The sequence below is a fragment of the Streptomyces sp. NPDC086835 genome, from assembly GCF_044745705.1.
Lineage (GTDB): Bacteria > Actinomycetota > Actinomycetes > Streptomycetales > Streptomycetaceae > Streptomyces.
In genome coordinates, this window is record NZ_JBIVAU010000002.1 from 1183419 (window position 1) to 1200773 (window position 17355).

Consider the following 17355-nt stretch of genomic DNA (forward strand, 5'->3'; position numbering starts at 1 on the left):
CCGCCAGCCTAGTGCCCCTGACCGGCGTGCTTCCTCGGTACGGCCGGAGCGCCGGCCGCGAGGCGGTCCGCGGTGTGCCGGCCCACGCCCAGCGCGAGCGCGGCGGCCAGATCCTCGCCGGTGTCCACGTCCTGGCGCACGGAATCGAGACCGCCGGACATGATTTCCGTGGCACCGGAAGCCAAATGCGCAAGGCGTGAAGGACCCCCGAAAGCGGGGCGCAATTCCGCGCCCGGCCGGGCACAGAGCAAAGTCGTACCGATTCCGGCCGCATCCGTCAGAAATGCCCGGGTAAATACCGAAGCCGCCGCCAGCGCCCTCGCCAATTCGGCCGTACGCAATGCGGGCAGGTCGGCGTTGAGCGCGGCGACCGCCGCGGCGGGGCGTGCGGCACGCACCACTTCGGCGCCGTGCGCCAGCGCCGCGTTGAGGCCCGCCGCCGGGGAGTCCGGCACGATCCTCGCCCCCAGTGCCGCGAGCCCCGCAGCGGCGGCCGGATCGTCCGTGACGACCGCCACATCCCGTACGGCAGGGCAGGCCAGCGCGGCCGCCACGGTGTCCTGGGCGAACGCGAGGGCGAGACGGGGCCGCAGCCTGTCGTCCGCCGCTCCCGCCAGCCGGCTCTTGGCCAGGGCCAGCGGCTTCAGGGGTACGACCAGGGACCAGAGGCGGGCAGGCGGGAAGACCGGCTCCGTGTCCGTGGCGAACTCTTGGTCCATGCGCATCGGGCCCATTGTCGCCCCGATCTCAGAAGGCCCCGAGGGGAGGGGGCGTGGCCGGGGCGTACCGTGTTCTCGACAGACCAGAGGCCCGGGGCGACACTTGACCCCCAGCAGCCAGGCAATGGCCCGGTCGTAAGAGGAAGGTGTCCGAGTGTCCCGCCGTAGAATCGGCTTCTGGTACCGCCTGGCCGCGGTCATCTCAAAGCCGCCGCTGTTGCTTCTGTTCAAGCGGGACTGGCGGGGAACGGAACACATTCCGGTCGAGGGCGGATTCATCACCGCCATCAACCACAACTCGTACCTCGACATGTTCTCGTACGGGCACTTCCAGTACAACACCGGACGGGTCCCGCGGTTCTTGGCCAAGGCCGCGCTGTTCAAGACGCCCGTCGTCGGGCTTCTGCTGCGGGGCACCCGGCAGATCCCCGTCTACCGCGAGTCCTCCAACGCCGTCGGCGCCTTCCGTGCCGCCGTCGACGCCGTCGAGCGCGGCGAGTGCGTCGCCTTCTACCCGGAGGGCACGCTCACCCGCGACCCCGCCATGTGGCCCATGACCGCCAAGACGGGTGTGGCGCGGGCCGCCCTGCAGACGAAGGCGCCGGTCATCCCGGTCGCCCAGTGGGGCGCCAACTTGGCGATGCCGCCGTACGCCAAGGAGAACAAGGTCCGGCTCTTCCCGCGCAAGACGCTCCAGGTGCAGGCCGGCCCGCCGGTCGACCTCTCGCGCTTCTACGACCTGGATCCCACACCGGAAGTCCTGAAGGCCGCGACCGAGGCCATCATGGCCGCGGTCACGGAGCAGCTCGAGGAGCTGCGCGGCGAGAAGGCGCCGGAGAAGCCGTTCGATCTGCGCGAAGTCCGCGCGGAGCAGCGCCGCAAGGCCGCCGGGGAGGAAGCGAAGTGACAAAGCCGGTCAAGGCCGCCGTCTTCGGAACGGGCTCGTGGGGCACGGCGTTCGGCATGGTGCTGGCGGACGCCGGCTGCGAGGTGACCCTGTGGGGACGCCGCGCGAACCTCGTCGACGCCGTCAACACCACCCGCACCAACCCCGACTATCTGCCGGGGATCGAGCTCCCGGAGAAACTGCGGGCCACCACGGACCCGGCGGAGGCGCTGCACGAGGCCGACTTCACCGTCCTCGCCGTCCCGTCCCAGACCCTGCGCGGCAATCTCGCCGCGTGGGTGCCGAAACTGCCCGCCGACACCGTGCTCGTCTCCCTGATGAAGGGCGTCGAACTCGGCACCGCCAAGCGGATGAGCGAGGTCGTCGAGGAGGTCGCGCACGTACCGGCCGACCGCGTCGCCGTGGTCACCGGCCCCAACCTCGCCAAGGAGATCGCCCAGCGCCGGCCCGCCGCCGCCGTGGTCGCCTGCCGTGACGAGGCCGTCGCGCAACGTCTGCAGGCGGCCTGCCACACCCCCTACTTCCGCCCTTACACCAACACCGACGTGGTGGGCTGCGAACTGGGAGGCGCGGTCAAGAACGTCATCGGCCTCGCCGTCGGCATCGCCGACGGCATGGGGCTCGGCGACAACGCCAAGGGTTCCCTGATCACCCGCGGTCTCGCGGAGACCACACGGCTGGGCCTCGCCATGGGCGCCGACCCGCTGACGTTCTCCGGGCTCGCGGGTCTCGGCGACCTGGTGGCTACCTGCTCGTCGCCGCTGTCCCGCAACCACACCTTCGGCACCAACCTGGGCCGCGGGATGACGCTCCAGGAGACCATCGCGGTCACCAAGCAGACCGCGGAGGGCGTCAAGTCCTGCGAGTCGGTGCTGGACCTGGCCCGCCGGCACGGAGTGGACATGCCGATCACGGAAACGGTCGTCGGCATCGTCCACGAGGGGAAGCCGCCGGTCGTTGCTCTCAAGGAGTTGATGTCCCGCGCCGCCAAGCCCGAGCGACGCTGACGTCGTTCGAACCAGCGGGTAGTCTCATCGCGATATGAGCACCGAGAACCTCCCCCAGAGCCCCGAGCAGCAGCTCCGCAAGCCGCGCGTAGCCGTCGTCTTCGGCGGCCGCAGCTCCGAACACGGGATCTCCGTGGTCACCGCGGGCGCGGTGCTGCGGGCCATCGACCGCACCAAGTACGACGTCCTGCCGATCGGCATCACGGCCGACGGCCGGTGGGCGCTCACCGCCGACGAGCCCGACCGGATGGCGATCACCGACCGCAGGACGCCGAACGTCGAGGAGCTCGCCGAGTCCGACGAGGGCGGCGTGGTGCTCTCCGTCGACCCCGGCAGCCGTGAGGTCGTCTACAGCGAGCCCGGCTCCGTGCCCAAGGTGCTCGGCGAGGTGGACGTCGTCTTCCCGATGCTGCACGGCCCGTACGGCGAGGACGGGACCCTCCAGGGCCTGCTCGAGCTCTCCGGCGTCCCGTACGTCGGCTCGGGCGTGCTCGCCTCGGCCGTCGGCCAGGACAAGGAGTACATGAAGCGGGTCTTCGTCTCCTTCGGCCTGCCCGTCGGTCCGTACGAGGTGATCCGGCCGCGCGAGTGGGCGAACGACCCGGCGGCCGCCCGTAAGAAGATCGTGGACTTCGCGGGCGAGCACGGCTGGCCGCTGTTCATCAAGCCCGCCCGTGGCGGCTCCTCCATGGGCATCACCAAGGTCGACGGGCTCGCGGGGCTGGACGACGCGATCGCAGAGGCGCAGCGCCACGACCCCAAGATCCTCGTGGAGTCGCTGCTGCGCGGCCGTGAGATCGAGTGCGGCGTGCTCGAGTTCGAGGACGGCCCGCGCGCCAGCGTCCCGGCCGAGATCCCGCCGGTGACGGCCCACGACTTCTACGACTTCGAGGCCAAGTACATCGACTCGGCGGCCGGTCTGGTCCCCGCCCCGCTCACCGACGAGCAGACCGCCGAGGTGCAGCGGCTGGCGGTCGCGGCGTTCGACGCGGCGTCGTGCGAGGGCCTGGTCCGCGCGGACTTCTTCCTCACGGAGGACGGCGAGTTCGTCATCAACGAGATCAACACCATGCCGGGCTTCACACCGATCTCCATGTACCCGCGGATGTGGCAGGAGAGCGGCGTCGCCTACACCGAGCTGGTGGACCGGCTGATCCAGGCCGCCCTGACCCGCTCGACGGGGCTTCGGTAGGACCGCAGGTCAAAGCGTGGCCGGGACCGTCTTCTTGACGGGCCCGGCCAGGTCTGTGAGCGGGCCGATGTCGTGCATGTACCGGCTGCCGAGTGTGACCTCCACATACGTCTCGCGGTACGTGGTGGTGAAACGGGGACCGTCGTCCCGCTCCTCCAGCAGCCAGTTGACGCCGTCCACCTCGACGCCCTGTCCCTGCGGATCGCTCATCCCCACCGGCCGGGCGACACCGCAGCGCAGTACGATCGCGGCATCGCCCCAGCCGGCGGTGAGTTCGGACGACGGCTCGGGGTCGTCGCGGTCGTGCCCGTCGACCGAGTCCGGCAGCTCCCCGTCCAGCGCACGGCACAGGGCCGCTTCCTCGGCCGGGGGGCTGGGAACCGTGATCGACGCCGACGCGTCCGTGGAGGAGCAGCCCGCGGCGGCCACCAGCACGGCGGCTGCGGACAGGATCAGGGACCGGCGGCCGAAAGACGTCACCGGCCAAGGGTAGACGGGGGCTAGATGTGCACGACCGGGCAGGTCAGGGTGCGGGTGATGCCGTCCACTTGCTGGACCTTGGCGACCACCATGCGACCCAGGTCGTCGACGGTGTCGGCCTGCGCGCGCACGATCACGTCGTACGGGCCGGTCACATCCTCGGCCTGGATCACACCGGGAATCTTTCCGATGGTCTCGGCGACGGTCGACGCCTTGCCCACCTCGGTCTGAATGAGGATGTACGCCTGTACCACGGAGCCTCCAGGGCGGCACGAGGATCATGTCCCCTACCGTCGGTGGGGAGATCCCAGGGAGAGGGGTCGCCACGGTATCGCGTCGTCGCGGGCCACGGGGAGACCCTCGCGGCGGACGGCGCCCGCAGCGTGGCGTACGGCGAACAGAAGTTGACGTATCTCTTGACGGTACCGACAGCAGTGGCGGCTCGCGACCGCAGCAATCACGCGCGGCGTCCACGACAAGGAGAGGTGACTCGGTGAAGGGAACTGTGGGCGAGTTGGGGGAGTTCGGTCTCATCAAGGAACTCACCGCCAAGCTCACCACCACCCCCGCGGTACGGCTCGGACCGGGCGACGACGCCGCGGTCGTGGCCGCACCCGACCGACGGGTCGTGGCCAGCACGGACATCCTGCTGGAGGGGCGGCACTTCCGCCGCGACTGGTCCACCGCGTACGACGTGGGACGCAAGGCGGCCGCGCAGAACCTGGCCGACATCGCCGCGATGGGCGCCGTGCCGACCGCACTGCTCCTCGGGCTCGTCGTCCCGGCCGAACTTCCCGTCACCTGGGCCACCGAGCTCATGGACGGCATCCGCGACGAGTGCCAGGTCGCCGGCGCGGCCGTCGTCGGCGGCGATGTCGTCCGCGGCGAGACCATCACCATCGCGATCACGGCTCTGGGCGATCTGCGCAACCACGAACCGGTGACCCGCGCGGGCGCGCAGTCCGGCGATGTCGTCGCCTACACCGGCTGGTTGGGCTGGTCCGCGGCCGGGCACGCCGTCCTGTCGCGCGGTTTCCGTTCCCCGCGGGCCTTCGTCGAGGCGCACCGCAGACCGGAGCCGCCGTACCACGCGGGTCCCGCGGCCGCCGGGCTCGGCGCCACCGCGATGTGCGACATCAGCGACGGGCTCGTCGCCGACCTGGGGCACATCGCCGAGGCGAGCAAGGTCCGGATCGATCTGCGGTCGGGACTCATCGACATCCCCACCCAGATGAGCGACATCGGCCAGGCCGTCGGAGTCGACCCGCTGCAGTGGGTGCTGACCGGGGGAGAGGACCACGCGATCGTCGCCACCTTCCCGCCCGACGTGAAGCTCCCCGCCCGCTGGAAGGTCATCGGCGAGGTGCTCAACCCGTCGGCGCTGCCCCAGGTGACCGTCGACGGGGCGCCGTGGACGAGCAAGGGCGGCTGGGACCACTTCGGGGGCATCGAGGACGGCAAGTAGATTTCCGGGTATGGACATACCCCCTCGCGTGCTCACCGTCGCCGGATCCGACTCCGGCGGCGGTGCGGGCATCCAGGCCGACCTCAAGACGATGCTGGCCCTCGGTGTGCACGGCATGAGCGTGCTGACCGCGATCACCGCCCAGAACTCGCTGGGCGTCCAGGGCACGTGGGAGCTGCCCGTCGAGGCGGTGCGCGCCCAGTACCGGAGCGTCGTCGACGACATCGGCGTACAGGCCGTGAAGACCGGGATGCTGTCCTCCGCCGAACTGGTCGAGACCGTGGCGGAGCTGCTCACCGGCACGGACGCGCCCGTGGTCGTCGACCCGGTGGGCGTCTCCAAGCACGGTGACCCGCTGCTGGCCGCCTCCGCGCTCGACTCGGTGCGGACGAAGCTGCTGCCGGCCGCGACCGTGGCCACGCCCAACCTTGACGAGGTGGCCCAGCTGACCGGCATCGAGGTCCGCGACGAGGCCGGCATGCGCAGGGCCGCGGAGGCCGTACTCGGATTCGGGCCCCGCTGGGCGCTGATCAAGGGCGGTCATCTGGCCGGCGACGCCGTGGACCTGCTCACGGACGGCGACGAGGAGCACTGGCTGCGCGCGCCCCGCCACGACAACCGCCACACCCACGGCACGGGCTGCACGCTCGCGTCCGCGGTGGCCTCGGGGCTGGCACAGGGCATGACCGTCCCGGAGGCCGTCCACGCGGCCAAGGAGTACGTGACGGGGGCGATCGCGGCGGGCTTCGCGCTGGGCGGGGGAATCGGTCCGGTGGATCACGGCTGGCGCTTCCGCTAGAGCGCCCGCCGCCCGCCGGAACCCGCCCGGAGAGGGCCCCGGCCCGTCGCGGAGCACGGCAAAAAGCCGGTCCACCGAGGTGGACCGGCTTTTCAAGGCAACCGGAGGGCTGCGCTACGACGAGACGTCGGCGGGATCATCCCCGCTGACGCGGGGAGCATCACTTAGCGCGAGACCTTGCCGGCCTTGATGCACGAGGTGCAGACGTTGAGCCGCTTCGGCGTCCGACCGACCACTGCACGCACACGCTGGATGTTCGGGTTCCAGCGACGGGACGTACGGCGGTGCGAGTGCGAAATGTTGTTGCCGAAGCCCGGCCCCTTGCCGCAGACGTCGCAGTTGGCAGCCACGGGTCACTCCAAAGACTTCAGATGCACTTACGGTGAATCCGGCGCGCCGGAATCAGTAGATCTGAAGTGGCTTGCCGGGGGAATGGCCCGACTCTCATCGGGCAACTGGAGCAGCATACATCCACTGCTTCCGAGAGACGAAACTAGCATGCTGCCGCCGCCCCCCGCCCTGCTCACCGGCGGCGGCCGGGGTCTACGCTGCGGGACGACCCGCAGCCCGAGGCCCCGCCGGCCACCAGGATCTGCCCGGCCGCTCAAGGAGGATCACCAGGTGCCGCAGAGTCTCGACGCCTCGGCCGTACGCGACTGGTGCTCCCTGGCGCTGGAGTCCCTGGGCCGGGAGCGTGAGGACATCGACGCGATCAACGTGTACCCCGTCGCCGACGGGGACACCGGCACGAACCTCTACCTGACGGTGGAGTCCGCCGCACAGGCCGTGGAGGCCGTGTTCGCCGCTCACGAGACAGGACACACCTCACCCGCCCTCGCCGACGTGATCCGGGCCATGGCCCACGGCGCCCTCATCGGCGCCCGAGGCAACTCGGGCACGATCCTCGCCCAGCTGCTGCGCGGCATGGCCGAACGGCTCGGTGACGGAGATCACCTGGCCGGGGCGCTGCGGCGCGCCTCGGAACTGGCGCGTGAGGCGGTGGCGCACCCCGTCGAAGGAACGATCCTCAGCGTCGCCGCGGCCGCGGCGGACGCCGCGGAGAACGCCCCCACCGACGCCCTGAGAGCCGCCTACGCGGGCGCGCGGGCGGCGCTGGCCGCCACACCCGGCCAGCTCGCCGTGCTGGAACGTGCGGGCGTCGTGGACGCCGGCGGCCAGGGACTGCTGACGGTCCTCGGAGCACTGGTGCAGGCGGTCTCCGGCGAGGCCCCGCCGGCCACCTCGCCCGCTCATGCCCGCCCCGCCCGGCAGAACCGGACCGCCGAGCCGTGCTCGGACAGCGGCCCCGCCTTCGAAGTGATCTACCTCCTCGAGGCGGACGACGAGTCCGTCGCCCGCCTGCGGGCACGGCTCGACGGGCTCGGCGACTCCCTCGTCGTCGTCGGCGGCGACGGCCTGTGGAACGTCCACGTCCACGTGGACGACGCCGGCGCGGCCGTGGAAGCCGGTGTCGAGGCGGGCCGGCCCTACCGGATCCGCATCACGCACTTCGACACCGCGGCCGATCCCGCCCCGCGGGAGCAGGCCCAGCGGGCGGTCGTCGCGGTGGTGCAGGGAGAAGGGCTGGCGGACCTGTACCGCCAGGCCGGCGCGACCACCGTCCTGGCCCGGCCGGGGGAGCCGCCGGCCAGCGGCGAACTCGTCGAGGCGATCCGCCGGGCACACGCCCGCGAGGTCGTCCTCCTCCCGAACGACACGTCCCTGCGCCACACGGCCGCCGCGGCAGCGGAACAGGCCCGCACGGCCGGCGTCCGTGTCGCCCTGATCCCGACCCGCTCCGCGGTCCAGGGCATCGCGGCCCTCGCCGTCCACGCACCGGACCGCCGCTTCGACGAGGACGTCGTCGCGATGACGGCCGCGGCCGGGGCGACGCGCTACGCCGAACTTGCCGTGGCGGAACACCGGTCGTGGACATCGGTGGGCGTGTGCCAGGCCGGCGACGTACTGGGCCTGATCGACGGCGACGTCGCCGTGATCGGCGAGGACCTCACCGAGACGGCGCTGACCCTGCTGGACCGCATGCTCTCCTCCGGCGGCGAACTGGTCACGCTGGTCCTGGGCGGCACGGCGCCGGAGGGACTGTCCGACAGGCTGGAGTCCCATGTCCGCGAGGGCTACTTGGCGGTGGACACGGTCACGTACGAGGGCGGCGGGGACCGGGCGACGCCGTTGTTGATCGGGGTGGAGTAGGGGCGTCGCCGCTGCGCGGGGCGTGCCGCGTGGCGGGGCACGCCCCGGACCCCGTACCGCGCTTCGCGCGGTGCCCTCGATCGCCGGGCGGGCCGACTTCGTCAGCCTCGCTGGGGGCACCTCCCACGGCCGCCAGGCCGTAGAGGGAGTTCGAGGCGCGGGGATCCGGTGGGGGTCCCCCCCACGCCGCCAGGCGTAGGGGGAGGAGCCCCCGAAACACAGCGCGGAGCGCGGTGGCGGGTCCGGGCAGAGTCCGGTTCGGGACGTGGGAGTCCTCCCACGGCCGCCAGGCCGTAGGGGGAGGGTAGGGGAAACGCCCCGCGCAGCGGACCCGCCCCCGCCACACCCCCTCACCCCCCGGCAACCTCCGTCAGCACCGCCCGCGCCTCCGCGCAGCGCGACTCCGCGGTCTCGTCGGCCGGGCCGTCCCCGGAGCCCTCGTACGTCGCCAGGACCTCCCGCGCAAGCGCCACCGCCGCGGCGGCGTCACCGAGCGAGGCGTGCAGCCAGGACGCCATCAGCTGCGCGCCCGTACGCAGGTCGGTGAACTGCTCGCCCGCCTCCTCGAAGACCGTCACCGCCCGCAGGACGAGAGCGACCGCCTCCTCGTACGCGACCCGGGCCGAGCCGTCCGTGTCGTCGTCTCCGGGTTCGCCGTCGCAGGAGCTCGCGATCAGGTCGCCGGTCTGGCGGTAGGTGTCCGCCAGTTCGGCACGCAGCGCGGCACAGGCGCCCGCGTCCGCGTCCGCCGACGCGGCGAGCGCCGACTCGCACTCCGTCGCCGCCGCGGTCATCAGCTCACGCGCCGCGTCGATGCCCGCCTGCCCCTCCCGTACGGCGATCCATGCCCGGACCCGCAGCGTGCGCACGAGCGCGTGCACGTCGCCGAGGTCCCGCCACAGGTCGCCCGCACGCTGGTAGGCCAGTTCCGCCTGCGGGTTCAGCTGCGCACGGAACAGGGCCTGCCCGGCCAGGTTCGCGAGCATCGCGTGGTCCCGTTGTTCCGGCCAGCCGCGTGCGATGTCCGCCGCCTTCAGCCAGTGCTCGGCGGCTTCCCGGGGCTCGCCCAGTGCCGTGCAGCAGTCGCCCAGCCACCACAGGGTCTGCACGATCATGCCGTCGCCGTGGTCCTGCGCACTCAGGTCGGGCAGTACGGACTCCAGCACGGCCGCCGCCTCGGCGGCCCGGCCCAGCTGGAGCAGGAACCCGCCGAGGCGGTGTCGTGCGTACGCGCTGTTGCCCGCGCCTTCGCCCGCCTCGTCGGCCCAGTGCGCCGCTTCGAGCGCGTGATCGGCCGCCTCGTCGAGCTTGCCGGTGTCGGCGAGCGTCTCGACGAGCTGGAGGTGCAGGCGGGCCCGCCCGCCAGGTCCGGCGAAGGGGGCCGCGTGCTCCAGCGCCGACCGGGAGGCCCGCTCCGCGGTCTCCAGGTCACCGAGGTGCCTGCTGACCCCTGCCAGTTGGCTCTCCGGCTCCACGGCGAACCAGGGCCGGCCCGCCCGGATGTAGGCGTCGGCGGCGCGCGTGTACAGCTCGGCCGCCCCGGGCGCGTCGCCGCGGAACGCGGTGATGTCGCCGAGGTAGCCGAGCGCCTCGCCGATGACGACGCCGACCCCGGGCTCCGCCTGCTCCGGCTCCGCGAAGCCGAGGAGCGCGTGCACCGCCTCCTCCAGGGATGCGACGGCCGCCTCCACGGCTTCCTGGACCTGCATGCCGCCGATCATGTCGTTGAGTATCCGCGCCCGGCAGAGCAGCGCCCGGCCCGTCAGCCGCGCGGTGGACCGGCCCTCCGCGTGCAGGGCCAGCGCCCGGTCGCAGGGCTCCTGCACGGCTTCCAGCGCCTCCGCGGGCCGCCCGTCGAGGCTGACGCAGTACGCGGCACGGGCCAGTGCGGTGGCCGCGCGAGCGGGCTCGCCGGCCGACTCGTACAGCCCGGCCGCGGAGGTGAACAGCCCGATCGCCTCGGCCGGCGGTGTCGCGGGTGCCATCGCGCGGTGCTCGTCGATCTCCGCCCGCTCGAGAACGGGGAGTTCGGTGCCTTCACGGCCGGCCGCCTCGGCGACGGCGGCCCATGCGTCCGTCGCGTGGGGATGCTGGGCCTCGGAGAGCCGGCGCGCCTCGGCCAGCAGGCCCGCCAGATCCTCACCGGAACCGGAACCGGAACCGGAACCGGAACGGGCCGTACCGGCCGCCGCGGCCGGCGCCTCGCGCGGTGCGGGCACCGGCCGTACCGAACGGACACCGAGCGGCAGCCGGTCCAGAAGCGGCGTACGGTCCATGCGCTCAGCGCTCTGCTCGCTGAAGTACGTGTTGCCGTTGCGCGCGTCGAAACGGGCGGCGATGGCACGCGCCTCCGCACGCGCGTGAACGGCGAGTTCACGGACGGTCCAGGCCCGGCCGCCGGGACCGGTCAGGCTCATGTCGCCGTGTCCCAGCGCCGTGAGCCGGTCGGTGAGCAGCGCGGTGACCTCCAGGTAGCTGAGCAGACTGCTCGGCTCCCCGGTGTCCGTGAAGTACGAGGGACGCTCGGCCAGGATCTCCAGGCCGCGCGCCTCGTTGCCGGTCAGCGCGCAGAACTCGACATGCCGGGCGACGGCGCTGCGCATGCTCTCCTTGGAGCGCGCCAGCCGGTAGCCGCGCAGATGATTGGCGCGGGCCTCCTCCGCGCGCCCCAGCCGCAGCAGAGGGAGCAGCGAGGCGGCGAGCACGGCGTGCGGCTCGTGCGCACAGGTGAACTCGCCGTCCAGCACCGGCCGCCAGGTGACGAGCGCACCCTCGTCGTCGTCGCGCTGCGCCTGCCACGAGCCCTGTGTCCGCAACTCGCAGGCGTGGCAGTCGCTCTTGTCGTCCCGGTCGGCGGCCTGCCAGGCGTCGTACGCCCGCTGGGCGCGTTCCAGGTCGCCGACGTGCCGGGCGATCCGCATCTCACCCTGCCGCACCGCGCGCTCCGAGTGGCCCGCCAGCCGGTAGCGGTGCTCCATCTCCGCCTGCCACTTCTCGATGGAGGCGAGCGGGATGTGCGGCTGGTCGACCATGCCGCTGGAGACCCACTTGAACATCCAGAACAGGGAGTGGACCTGCCGGCGGTCGAAGTCCTCGGGCCGGTCGTCCCACATCCGCAGCAGCCGTGCGAAGGGGACGAACATCTTGTCCGCCTCCGAGCTGTAGTTGTAGACCTGCATCAGATGGTCGAGGCCGTCGATGACGAGTGACGTGTCGCCGAGTTGCTCGATCTGGGCGAACAGCCGCTCCGCGCGGGCGTTGCGCGCGGGCCCCTCCGGCTCACGGTCGTTGTCGCACAGCGCCTGGCGGAGCGCTTCGGCGTCCATGGGGGTGTCGAGGCTCATCGTCCGTTCTCCTGGTCGTGGGTGGCCCACTCCAGCAGGCCCATGAACGCGCGGTTGAGGAGCGCGGAGTCGGCCGGCCGCAGCGGTCGCTGCGCCATCAGCAGAGCCTGCCCGTACAGCGCTTCGGTCGCCGTCCCCGCCAGTTCCCCGTCCAGGGAACCGATCCTGCGGATCAGCGGGTTGAGGTGGTTGAGCACGAGCCGTGCGCGGGGAGCGCTGCCGCGCAGCGACCCGAGGATCCCGGCCCACAGGTCGTCCGCCTGGGCCTCCTCCTCGGCGCGTGCCTGTTCGTGCCGTGCGGCCCGGTCGTCGAGATGGAGCGCCGGCACGGTCAGCGGGTGGAAGGCGCGCAGCACGACGTCGCAGCCCAGCGGCTCCAGCCTGGTCCGCGCGGCGGCCAGGAAGCCGGCGAGGGCCAGCTCCTCCCCGGGATCGACCGCGTCGAGGTGCGCGGTGACCGTGTCGGCGTCGAGTTCGGCGACGACCGTGCCGGGCCGGACCTCGGGCAGGCGCTCGACCAGTTCGCTGTCGTAGGTGTAGCCGCCGTTGATCAGGCCGATGCCCTGCGCAGAGGCGATCGGCGCGACCTGCCGGTACTCCTCGACCGTCCGGGCGAAGTGCACCACGGGGTGCCGCTGGGCGAACTCCTCCAGCGACAACCGGCCGTCCGTCGTCTCGAACGGCAGCCACGGCAGCATCGTCCGCAGCATGTCGCTGTCGTGCCGGGCCAGCGACTTCACGCCCAGGTGGTGGACGGAGAGGAACTGCGCCAGCCGCTCCGGGTCCCCGGCGGCGAGCCCCGTCAGCCACTCCCGGATACGGTCGCCGAGCGCCTCGCGTACGGCGGCGAGCGTCTCGTCCGCGTACAGCGACTCGCGGGAAGCCGTCGGGCGCAGGCTGTCGGTGTCGACGACGCACCGCACGAAGAAGGCCCAGTCCGGCAGGAGTTCGTCGGCCCGGTCGGTGAGCAGCATGCCCTTCAGGTGCACCCGGTGCCCGGAACGCTGCGCGGGGCTGACGGCGGACGGCAGCACGTACGCGACCCCCCGGACACCGGCGACCGGCAGCGAGAGGTCCACCGAGTCGAGCGGGGTGAAGCCGAACACGTCGTGGCAGTGGCGCGCCAAAGCCACCCGCCGCGCCGCCGGACCCGGGTACGCGCGGTCCCAAGGCGCCGGCAGTTCGCTCACCGGGGTGTCGCCCACCCGGACGTCGTAGGGCAGCAGCGAGCCGAAGTCCCGGGCCAGAGCGGTCACCCGCTCCTCGGTGAGCCAGTCGGCGGTACCGGGCCGGGGGGCGAGGTACACCGTCGTGCCGGGCTCCGGCCGGGCACTGTCGGGCAGGGTCCGCACCGTGTACGACCCGTCGTCGCGGGCCGACCACTCCACGGGCGGCGCCCCCGGCGTACGGGCGCTGCGGCTCACCACCCGGATCTCGGCCGCCACGACGAAACAGGCGAGCAGCCCGATGCCGAACTGACCGAGGAACCCGGCCCGTGCGGACTCGAGCCCCTCGCGCTTGGAACTGCGGCCGATCGTCGCGAGCAGACTGTGCAGGTCCGTCTCGGTCAGACCGATGCCCGAGTCCTCGACGCGCAGGCCGCCGCCGGTGGCGTACAGCCGCACCCGCGCGGGCGCCCCGGGGTCCTCGGCACGCCTGGCGGTGATCGCGTCCACGGCGTTCTGGAGGAGTTCGCGCAGATAGACCCGCGGGCTGGAATAGAGGTGGTGGGAGAGAAGGTCCACCAGGCCGCGCAGATCGACCTGGAAGGTGTGCGGTGTCGTCGTACCGCCGGACGGTGTCGTCTCAGATGTCATCGTCGCTGCGCCGGTGGGGGGTCGGGCGACGGCGCGGGTCGGGCGATCCCGTACGGCGGTGATCGCGAAGGGGGCGGAAGAGGGGCCATCGTAGGGCTCGCGGCGCCGCGTTGACCAGGAGTTATCAACAGGTGTGCGACGACTGTCGGTGGAGTGGTGTGCAATGGATCGCGTGTCCGCGCTCGACGAACCCCTCAAGAAGACGCTCGGCGCCGCCACCGCCAAGGTGATGGCCGAGCATCTCGATCTGCACACCCTCGGTGACCTGCTGCACCACTACCCGCGGCGGTACGCGGAGCGCGGTGAGCTGACGTCCCTCGCCGAGCTGCCGCTGGACGAGCACGTCACCGTGGTCGCCCAGGTCGCCGACGCGCGGATCCACACGTTCAACCAGGGCCGCGGCAGGCGCCTCGAGGTGACCATCACGGACGGCAGCGGCCGGCTCCAGCTGGTCTTCTTCGGCAAGGGCGTCCACAAACCGCACAAGGACCTGCTGCCGGGCACCCGGGCGATGTTCGCCGGCAAGGTGTCCGTCTTCAACCGCAAGCTCCAGCTGTCCCACCCCGCGTACGAACCGCTGAGCGGCGGCGCGAGCGCGGCCGACGCCGTGGACGCCTTCGCCAATCAGCTCATCCCGATCTACCCGGCCTGCAAGCAGCTGGAGTCCTGGAAGATCTCCAAGGCGATCGACGCGGTGCTGGACCGGGCCGCGGAGGCGGTGGACCCGCTGCCGCCCGCGCTGCGCGAAGGGCGGGGCATGGCGACCCTTCCCGACGCCCTGCGCATGATCCACCGCCCCCGTACCAAGGCGGACATCGAGGCGGCCAGGGAGCGGCTGAAGTGGGACGAGGCGTTCGTCCTCCAGGTCGCCCTCGCCCGCAGGCGGTACGCCGACACCCAGCTCCCCGCGGTGGTCCGCCGCCCCGTGCCCGGCGGGCTCCTCGACGCCTTCGACGCCAAGCTGCCCTTCACCCTCACCGAAGGCCAGCAGTCGGTCAGCAAGGAGATCTTCGACGACCTCGCGACCGAGCACCCCATGCACCGCCTCCTCCAGGGAGAAGTGGGCTCGGGCAAAGCACAGCCGCTCGATTCCCTCGTGTTGACGCCGAGTGGTTATCGCCGGATGGGCGATATCGCCCGCGGCGACGATGTGGTCGTTCCGTCCGGGGAGGTCGCTGTCGTGGATGGCGTCTTTCCTCAAGGAGAACGTGACGTCTGGCGCCTTGTGCTCTCGGACGGAAGTTCCGTCGAGTGCGATGACGAGCATTTGTGGATCGTCGGTACGAGCTGCGGCTGGTACCGCGGCCAGCAGCCCAAGACCATGACCACAAGGGAGATCAGGCGAGATACGTTCAAGGCCGACGGTTCGTCGAAGTGGTATCTGCCCGCTGCTGTCCCGGTCGACCTCGACAGCGGTGTGGATCTTTTGGTCGACCCCTACCTGCTCGGTGTTCTCCTGGGAGACGGATCATTCCGTCACAATCTCCGTGTCTCCAGTGTCGACGAGGAGATCCTCGAAGCAGTGCGGGCTGCCATAGCCCCCGAGTGTCAATTGGTGCCCGTGCCAGGGTCGCGCTGCGACTTCACACTTCGCATGACCGCGCCGAGGGGCGGAAACCGCCGGAACCCTGTCATTGAGTCGCTGCGTGAGATGGGGTTGTGGGGTGCTACCTCGCACGAGAAGTTCGTTCCGGAGCCTTACAAGAATGCCTCGATCAAGAACCGACTGGCGATCCTGCAAGGACTCATGGACACGGATGGCACCCTCGACGCCGATGGTATGAGCGTTTCCTTTTGCTCGGCGTCGCGGCGGCTGGCCGACGGCGTGGCGTGGCTGGTGCGATCATTGGGAGGAAGAGCCCGGGTCCTGCCGACGAGGAACGCATTCAACGTTTCCGTGGCTCTCCCCGAGGAATACACGCCGTTCCGGCTGTCACGCAAAGTGGACCGTCTGTGCACCCGGCCGAAGTACCACACCTTCCGCCGCGGAATTCGCGCGGTGGAGTACGTCGGCAGGAAGCCCGTCCAGTGCATCAGCGTCGCCCACCCGAGTCACGCGTATGTCACCGACCATTTCACCGTCACGCACAACACGATGGTCGCGCTGCGCGCCATGCTCGCCGTCGTCGACGCGGGCGGCCAGGCCGCGATGCTGGCCCCCACCGAGGTCCTCGCCCAGCAGCACCACCGCTCGATCACCGAGATGATGGGCGAGCTGGCCGAGGGCGGCATGCTCGGAGGCGCGGAGCAGGGCACCAAGGTCGTGCTGCTGACCGGTTCCATGGGCGCAGCCGCCCGCCGGCACGCGCTGCTCGACCTGGTGACCGGCGAGGCCGGGATCGTCATCGGCACCCACGCCCTCATCGAGGACAAGGTCCAGTTCCACGACCTGGGCCTCGTCGTCGTCGACGAGCAGCACCGCTTCGGCGTGGAGCAGCGCGACGCCCTGCGCTCCAAGGGGAAGCAGCCGCCGCACCTGCTGGTCATGACCGCCACCCCCATCCCGCGCACGGTCGCGATGACCGTCTTCGGCGACCTCGAGACGTCCGTGCTCGACCAGCTGCCGGCCGGCCGCTCGCCGATCGCCAGTCATGTCGTCCCCGCCGCCGAGAAGCCGCACTTCCTGGCACGGGCCTGGGAGCGGGTCCGCGAAGAGGCCGAGAACGGGCACCAGGCGTACGTGGTGTGCCCCCGCATCGGCGACGACGAGGAGCAGCCGAAGAAGAAGACGGCGGAGGACGAGGCGGAGAAGCGCCCGCCGCTCGCCGTCCTCGAGGTCGCCGACCAGCTCGCCAAGGGGCCGCTGAGCGGGCTGCGCGTCGAGGTCCTGCACGGGCGGATGCCGCCCGACGACAAGGACGCCGTGATGCGCCGCTTCGGCGCCGGCGACGTGGACGTCCTGGTCGCCACCACCGTCATCGAGGTCGGCGTCAACGTCCCCAACGCCACCGCCATGGTGATCATGGACGCGGACCGGTTCGGCGTCTCCCAGCTCCACCAGCTGCGCGGCCGGGTCGGCCGCGGCTCCGCCCCGGGCCTGTGCCTGCTGGTCACCGAGATGCCGGAGGCGAGCCCTGCCCGTCAGCGCCTGGCCGCGGTCGCCTCGACGCTCGACGGTTTCGAGCTCTCCCGGATCGACCTCGAGCAGCGCCGCGAGGGCGATGTGCTGGGCCAGGCCCAGTCCGGTGTGCGCTCCTCCCTGCGGATGCTCAGCGTCATCGAGGACGAGGAGGTCATCGCCGCGGCCCGCGAGGAGGCCGTCGCGATCGTCGGCGCCGACCCGGACCTGGAACGGCTGCCCGAGCTGCGCACCGCTCTGGACGCCCTGCTGGACAAGGAGCGCGAGCAGTACCTCGACAAGGGCTGAGAGACTCGGGGCTGAGACACTTGGGATGTGAGCCCGCTCAAGAGAGG

The 17355-nt window shown here is 71.7% G+C and carries 13 protein-coding genes; 7 read left to right on the plus strand and 6 right to left on the minus strand.

Annotated features, from left to right (window positions below; all coding sequences use genetic code 11):
- Positions 1-8 precede the first annotated feature (8 nt).
- Positions 9-725 carry a 2-phospho-L-lactate guanylyltransferase gene (gene cofC, locus ACIPJI_RS11440; protein ID WP_402245732.1) on the minus strand — a complete coding sequence of 239 codons (717 nt, stop codon included), beginning with the start codon at positions 723-725 and terminating at the stop codon, positions 9-11.
- A 148-nt stretch (positions 726-873) separates the two neighbouring features.
- On the opposite strand from cofC, the gene ACIPJI_RS11445 reads away from it, so the two are divergent.
- The 3 genes from ACIPJI_RS11445 to ACIPJI_RS11455 are packed head-to-tail and all read left to right on the plus strand — an operon-like array spanning position 874 to position 3825.
- Complete coding sequence (locus tag ACIPJI_RS11445) at positions 874-1626, plus strand: lysophospholipid acyltransferase family protein (RefSeq protein ID WP_356622261.1); 753 nt, start codon at positions 874-876, stop codon at positions 1624-1626.
- A complete protein-coding gene (locus ACIPJI_RS11450; protein ID WP_307708487.1) occupies positions 1623-2633 on the plus strand; it encodes an NAD(P)H-dependent glycerol-3-phosphate dehydrogenase in 1011 nt (336 codons plus the stop codon). The genes ACIPJI_RS11445 and ACIPJI_RS11450 overlap by 4 nt, the downstream gene beginning before the upstream one ends.
- 34 nt (positions 2634-2667) lie before the next feature.
- Positions 2668-3825, plus strand: a complete 1158-nt coding sequence (locus tag ACIPJI_RS11455; RefSeq protein WP_307708488.1) for a D-alanine--D-alanine ligase family protein — start codon at positions 2668-2670, stop codon at positions 3823-3825.
- Positions 3826-3834: 9 nt separating this feature from the next.
- Here the strand turns inward: ACIPJI_RS11455 and ACIPJI_RS11460 are convergent, their stop codons facing one another.
- Positions 3835-4305: a DUF3515 domain-containing protein gene (locus ACIPJI_RS11460; RefSeq protein ID WP_307708489.1), complete on the minus strand. Its 471-nt coding sequence runs from the start codon at positions 4303-4305 to the stop codon at positions 3835-3837.
- Between the two features lie 20 nt (positions 4306-4325).
- Positions 4326-4559: an Lrp/AsnC family transcriptional regulator gene (locus tag ACIPJI_RS11465; protein WP_159686611.1), complete on the minus strand. Its 234-nt coding sequence runs from the start codon at positions 4557-4559 to the stop codon at positions 4326-4328.
- 239 nt (positions 4560-4798) lie between these two features.
- Between ACIPJI_RS11465 and ACIPJI_RS11470 the strand changes: the two genes are divergently transcribed.
- Positions 4799-5770 carry a thiamine-phosphate kinase gene (locus ACIPJI_RS11470; protein WP_159686608.1) on the plus strand — a complete coding sequence of 324 codons (972 nt, stop codon included), beginning with the start codon at positions 4799-4801 and terminating at the stop codon, positions 5768-5770.
- A 10-nt stretch (positions 5771-5780) separates the two neighbouring features.
- Complete coding sequence (thiD, locus tag ACIPJI_RS11475) at positions 5781-6569, plus strand: bifunctional hydroxymethylpyrimidine kinase/phosphomethylpyrimidine kinase (RefSeq protein WP_402245736.1); 789 nt, start codon at positions 5781-5783, stop codon at positions 6567-6569.
- A 164-nt stretch (positions 6570-6733) separates the two neighbouring features.
- Here the strand turns inward: thiD and rpmB are convergent, their stop codons facing one another.
- Positions 6734-6919, minus strand: coding sequence for a 50S ribosomal protein L28 (rpmB, locus tag ACIPJI_RS11480; protein ID WP_003957616.1), 186 nt, complete (start codon positions 6917-6919; stop codon positions 6734-6736).
- A 271-nt stretch (positions 6920-7190) separates the two neighbouring features.
- On the opposite strand from rpmB, the gene ACIPJI_RS11485 reads away from it, so the two are divergent.
- Positions 7191-8780 carry a DAK2 domain-containing protein gene (locus tag ACIPJI_RS11485; protein WP_307708491.1) on the plus strand — a complete coding sequence of 530 codons (1590 nt, stop codon included), beginning with the start codon at positions 7191-7193 and terminating at the stop codon, positions 8778-8780.
- 350 nt (positions 8781-9130) lie between these two features.
- On the opposite strand, the gene ACIPJI_RS11490 is transcribed toward ACIPJI_RS11485, so the two are convergent.
- Positions 9131-12124: a tetratricopeptide repeat protein gene (locus ACIPJI_RS11490; RefSeq protein ID WP_402245738.1), complete on the minus strand. Its 2994-nt coding sequence runs from the start codon at positions 12122-12124 to the stop codon at positions 9131-9133.
- Positions 12121-13941 carry an HSP90 family protein gene (locus ACIPJI_RS11495; RefSeq protein ID WP_356622256.1) on the minus strand — a complete coding sequence of 607 codons (1821 nt, stop codon included), beginning with the start codon at positions 13939-13941 and terminating at the stop codon, positions 12121-12123. Before ACIPJI_RS11495 ends, ACIPJI_RS11490 begins: the two co-directional genes overlap by 4 nt.
- 163 nt (positions 13942-14104) lie before the next feature.
- Here ACIPJI_RS11495 and ACIPJI_RS11500 point away from each other — a divergent pair, with 163 nt between their 5' ends.
- On the plus strand, positions 14105-17308 hold the full coding sequence (locus tag ACIPJI_RS11500; protein WP_402245740.1) for a helicase-related protein: 3204 nt from the start codon (positions 14105-14107) through the stop codon (positions 17306-17308).
- Positions 17309-17355 lie beyond the last annotated feature (47 nt).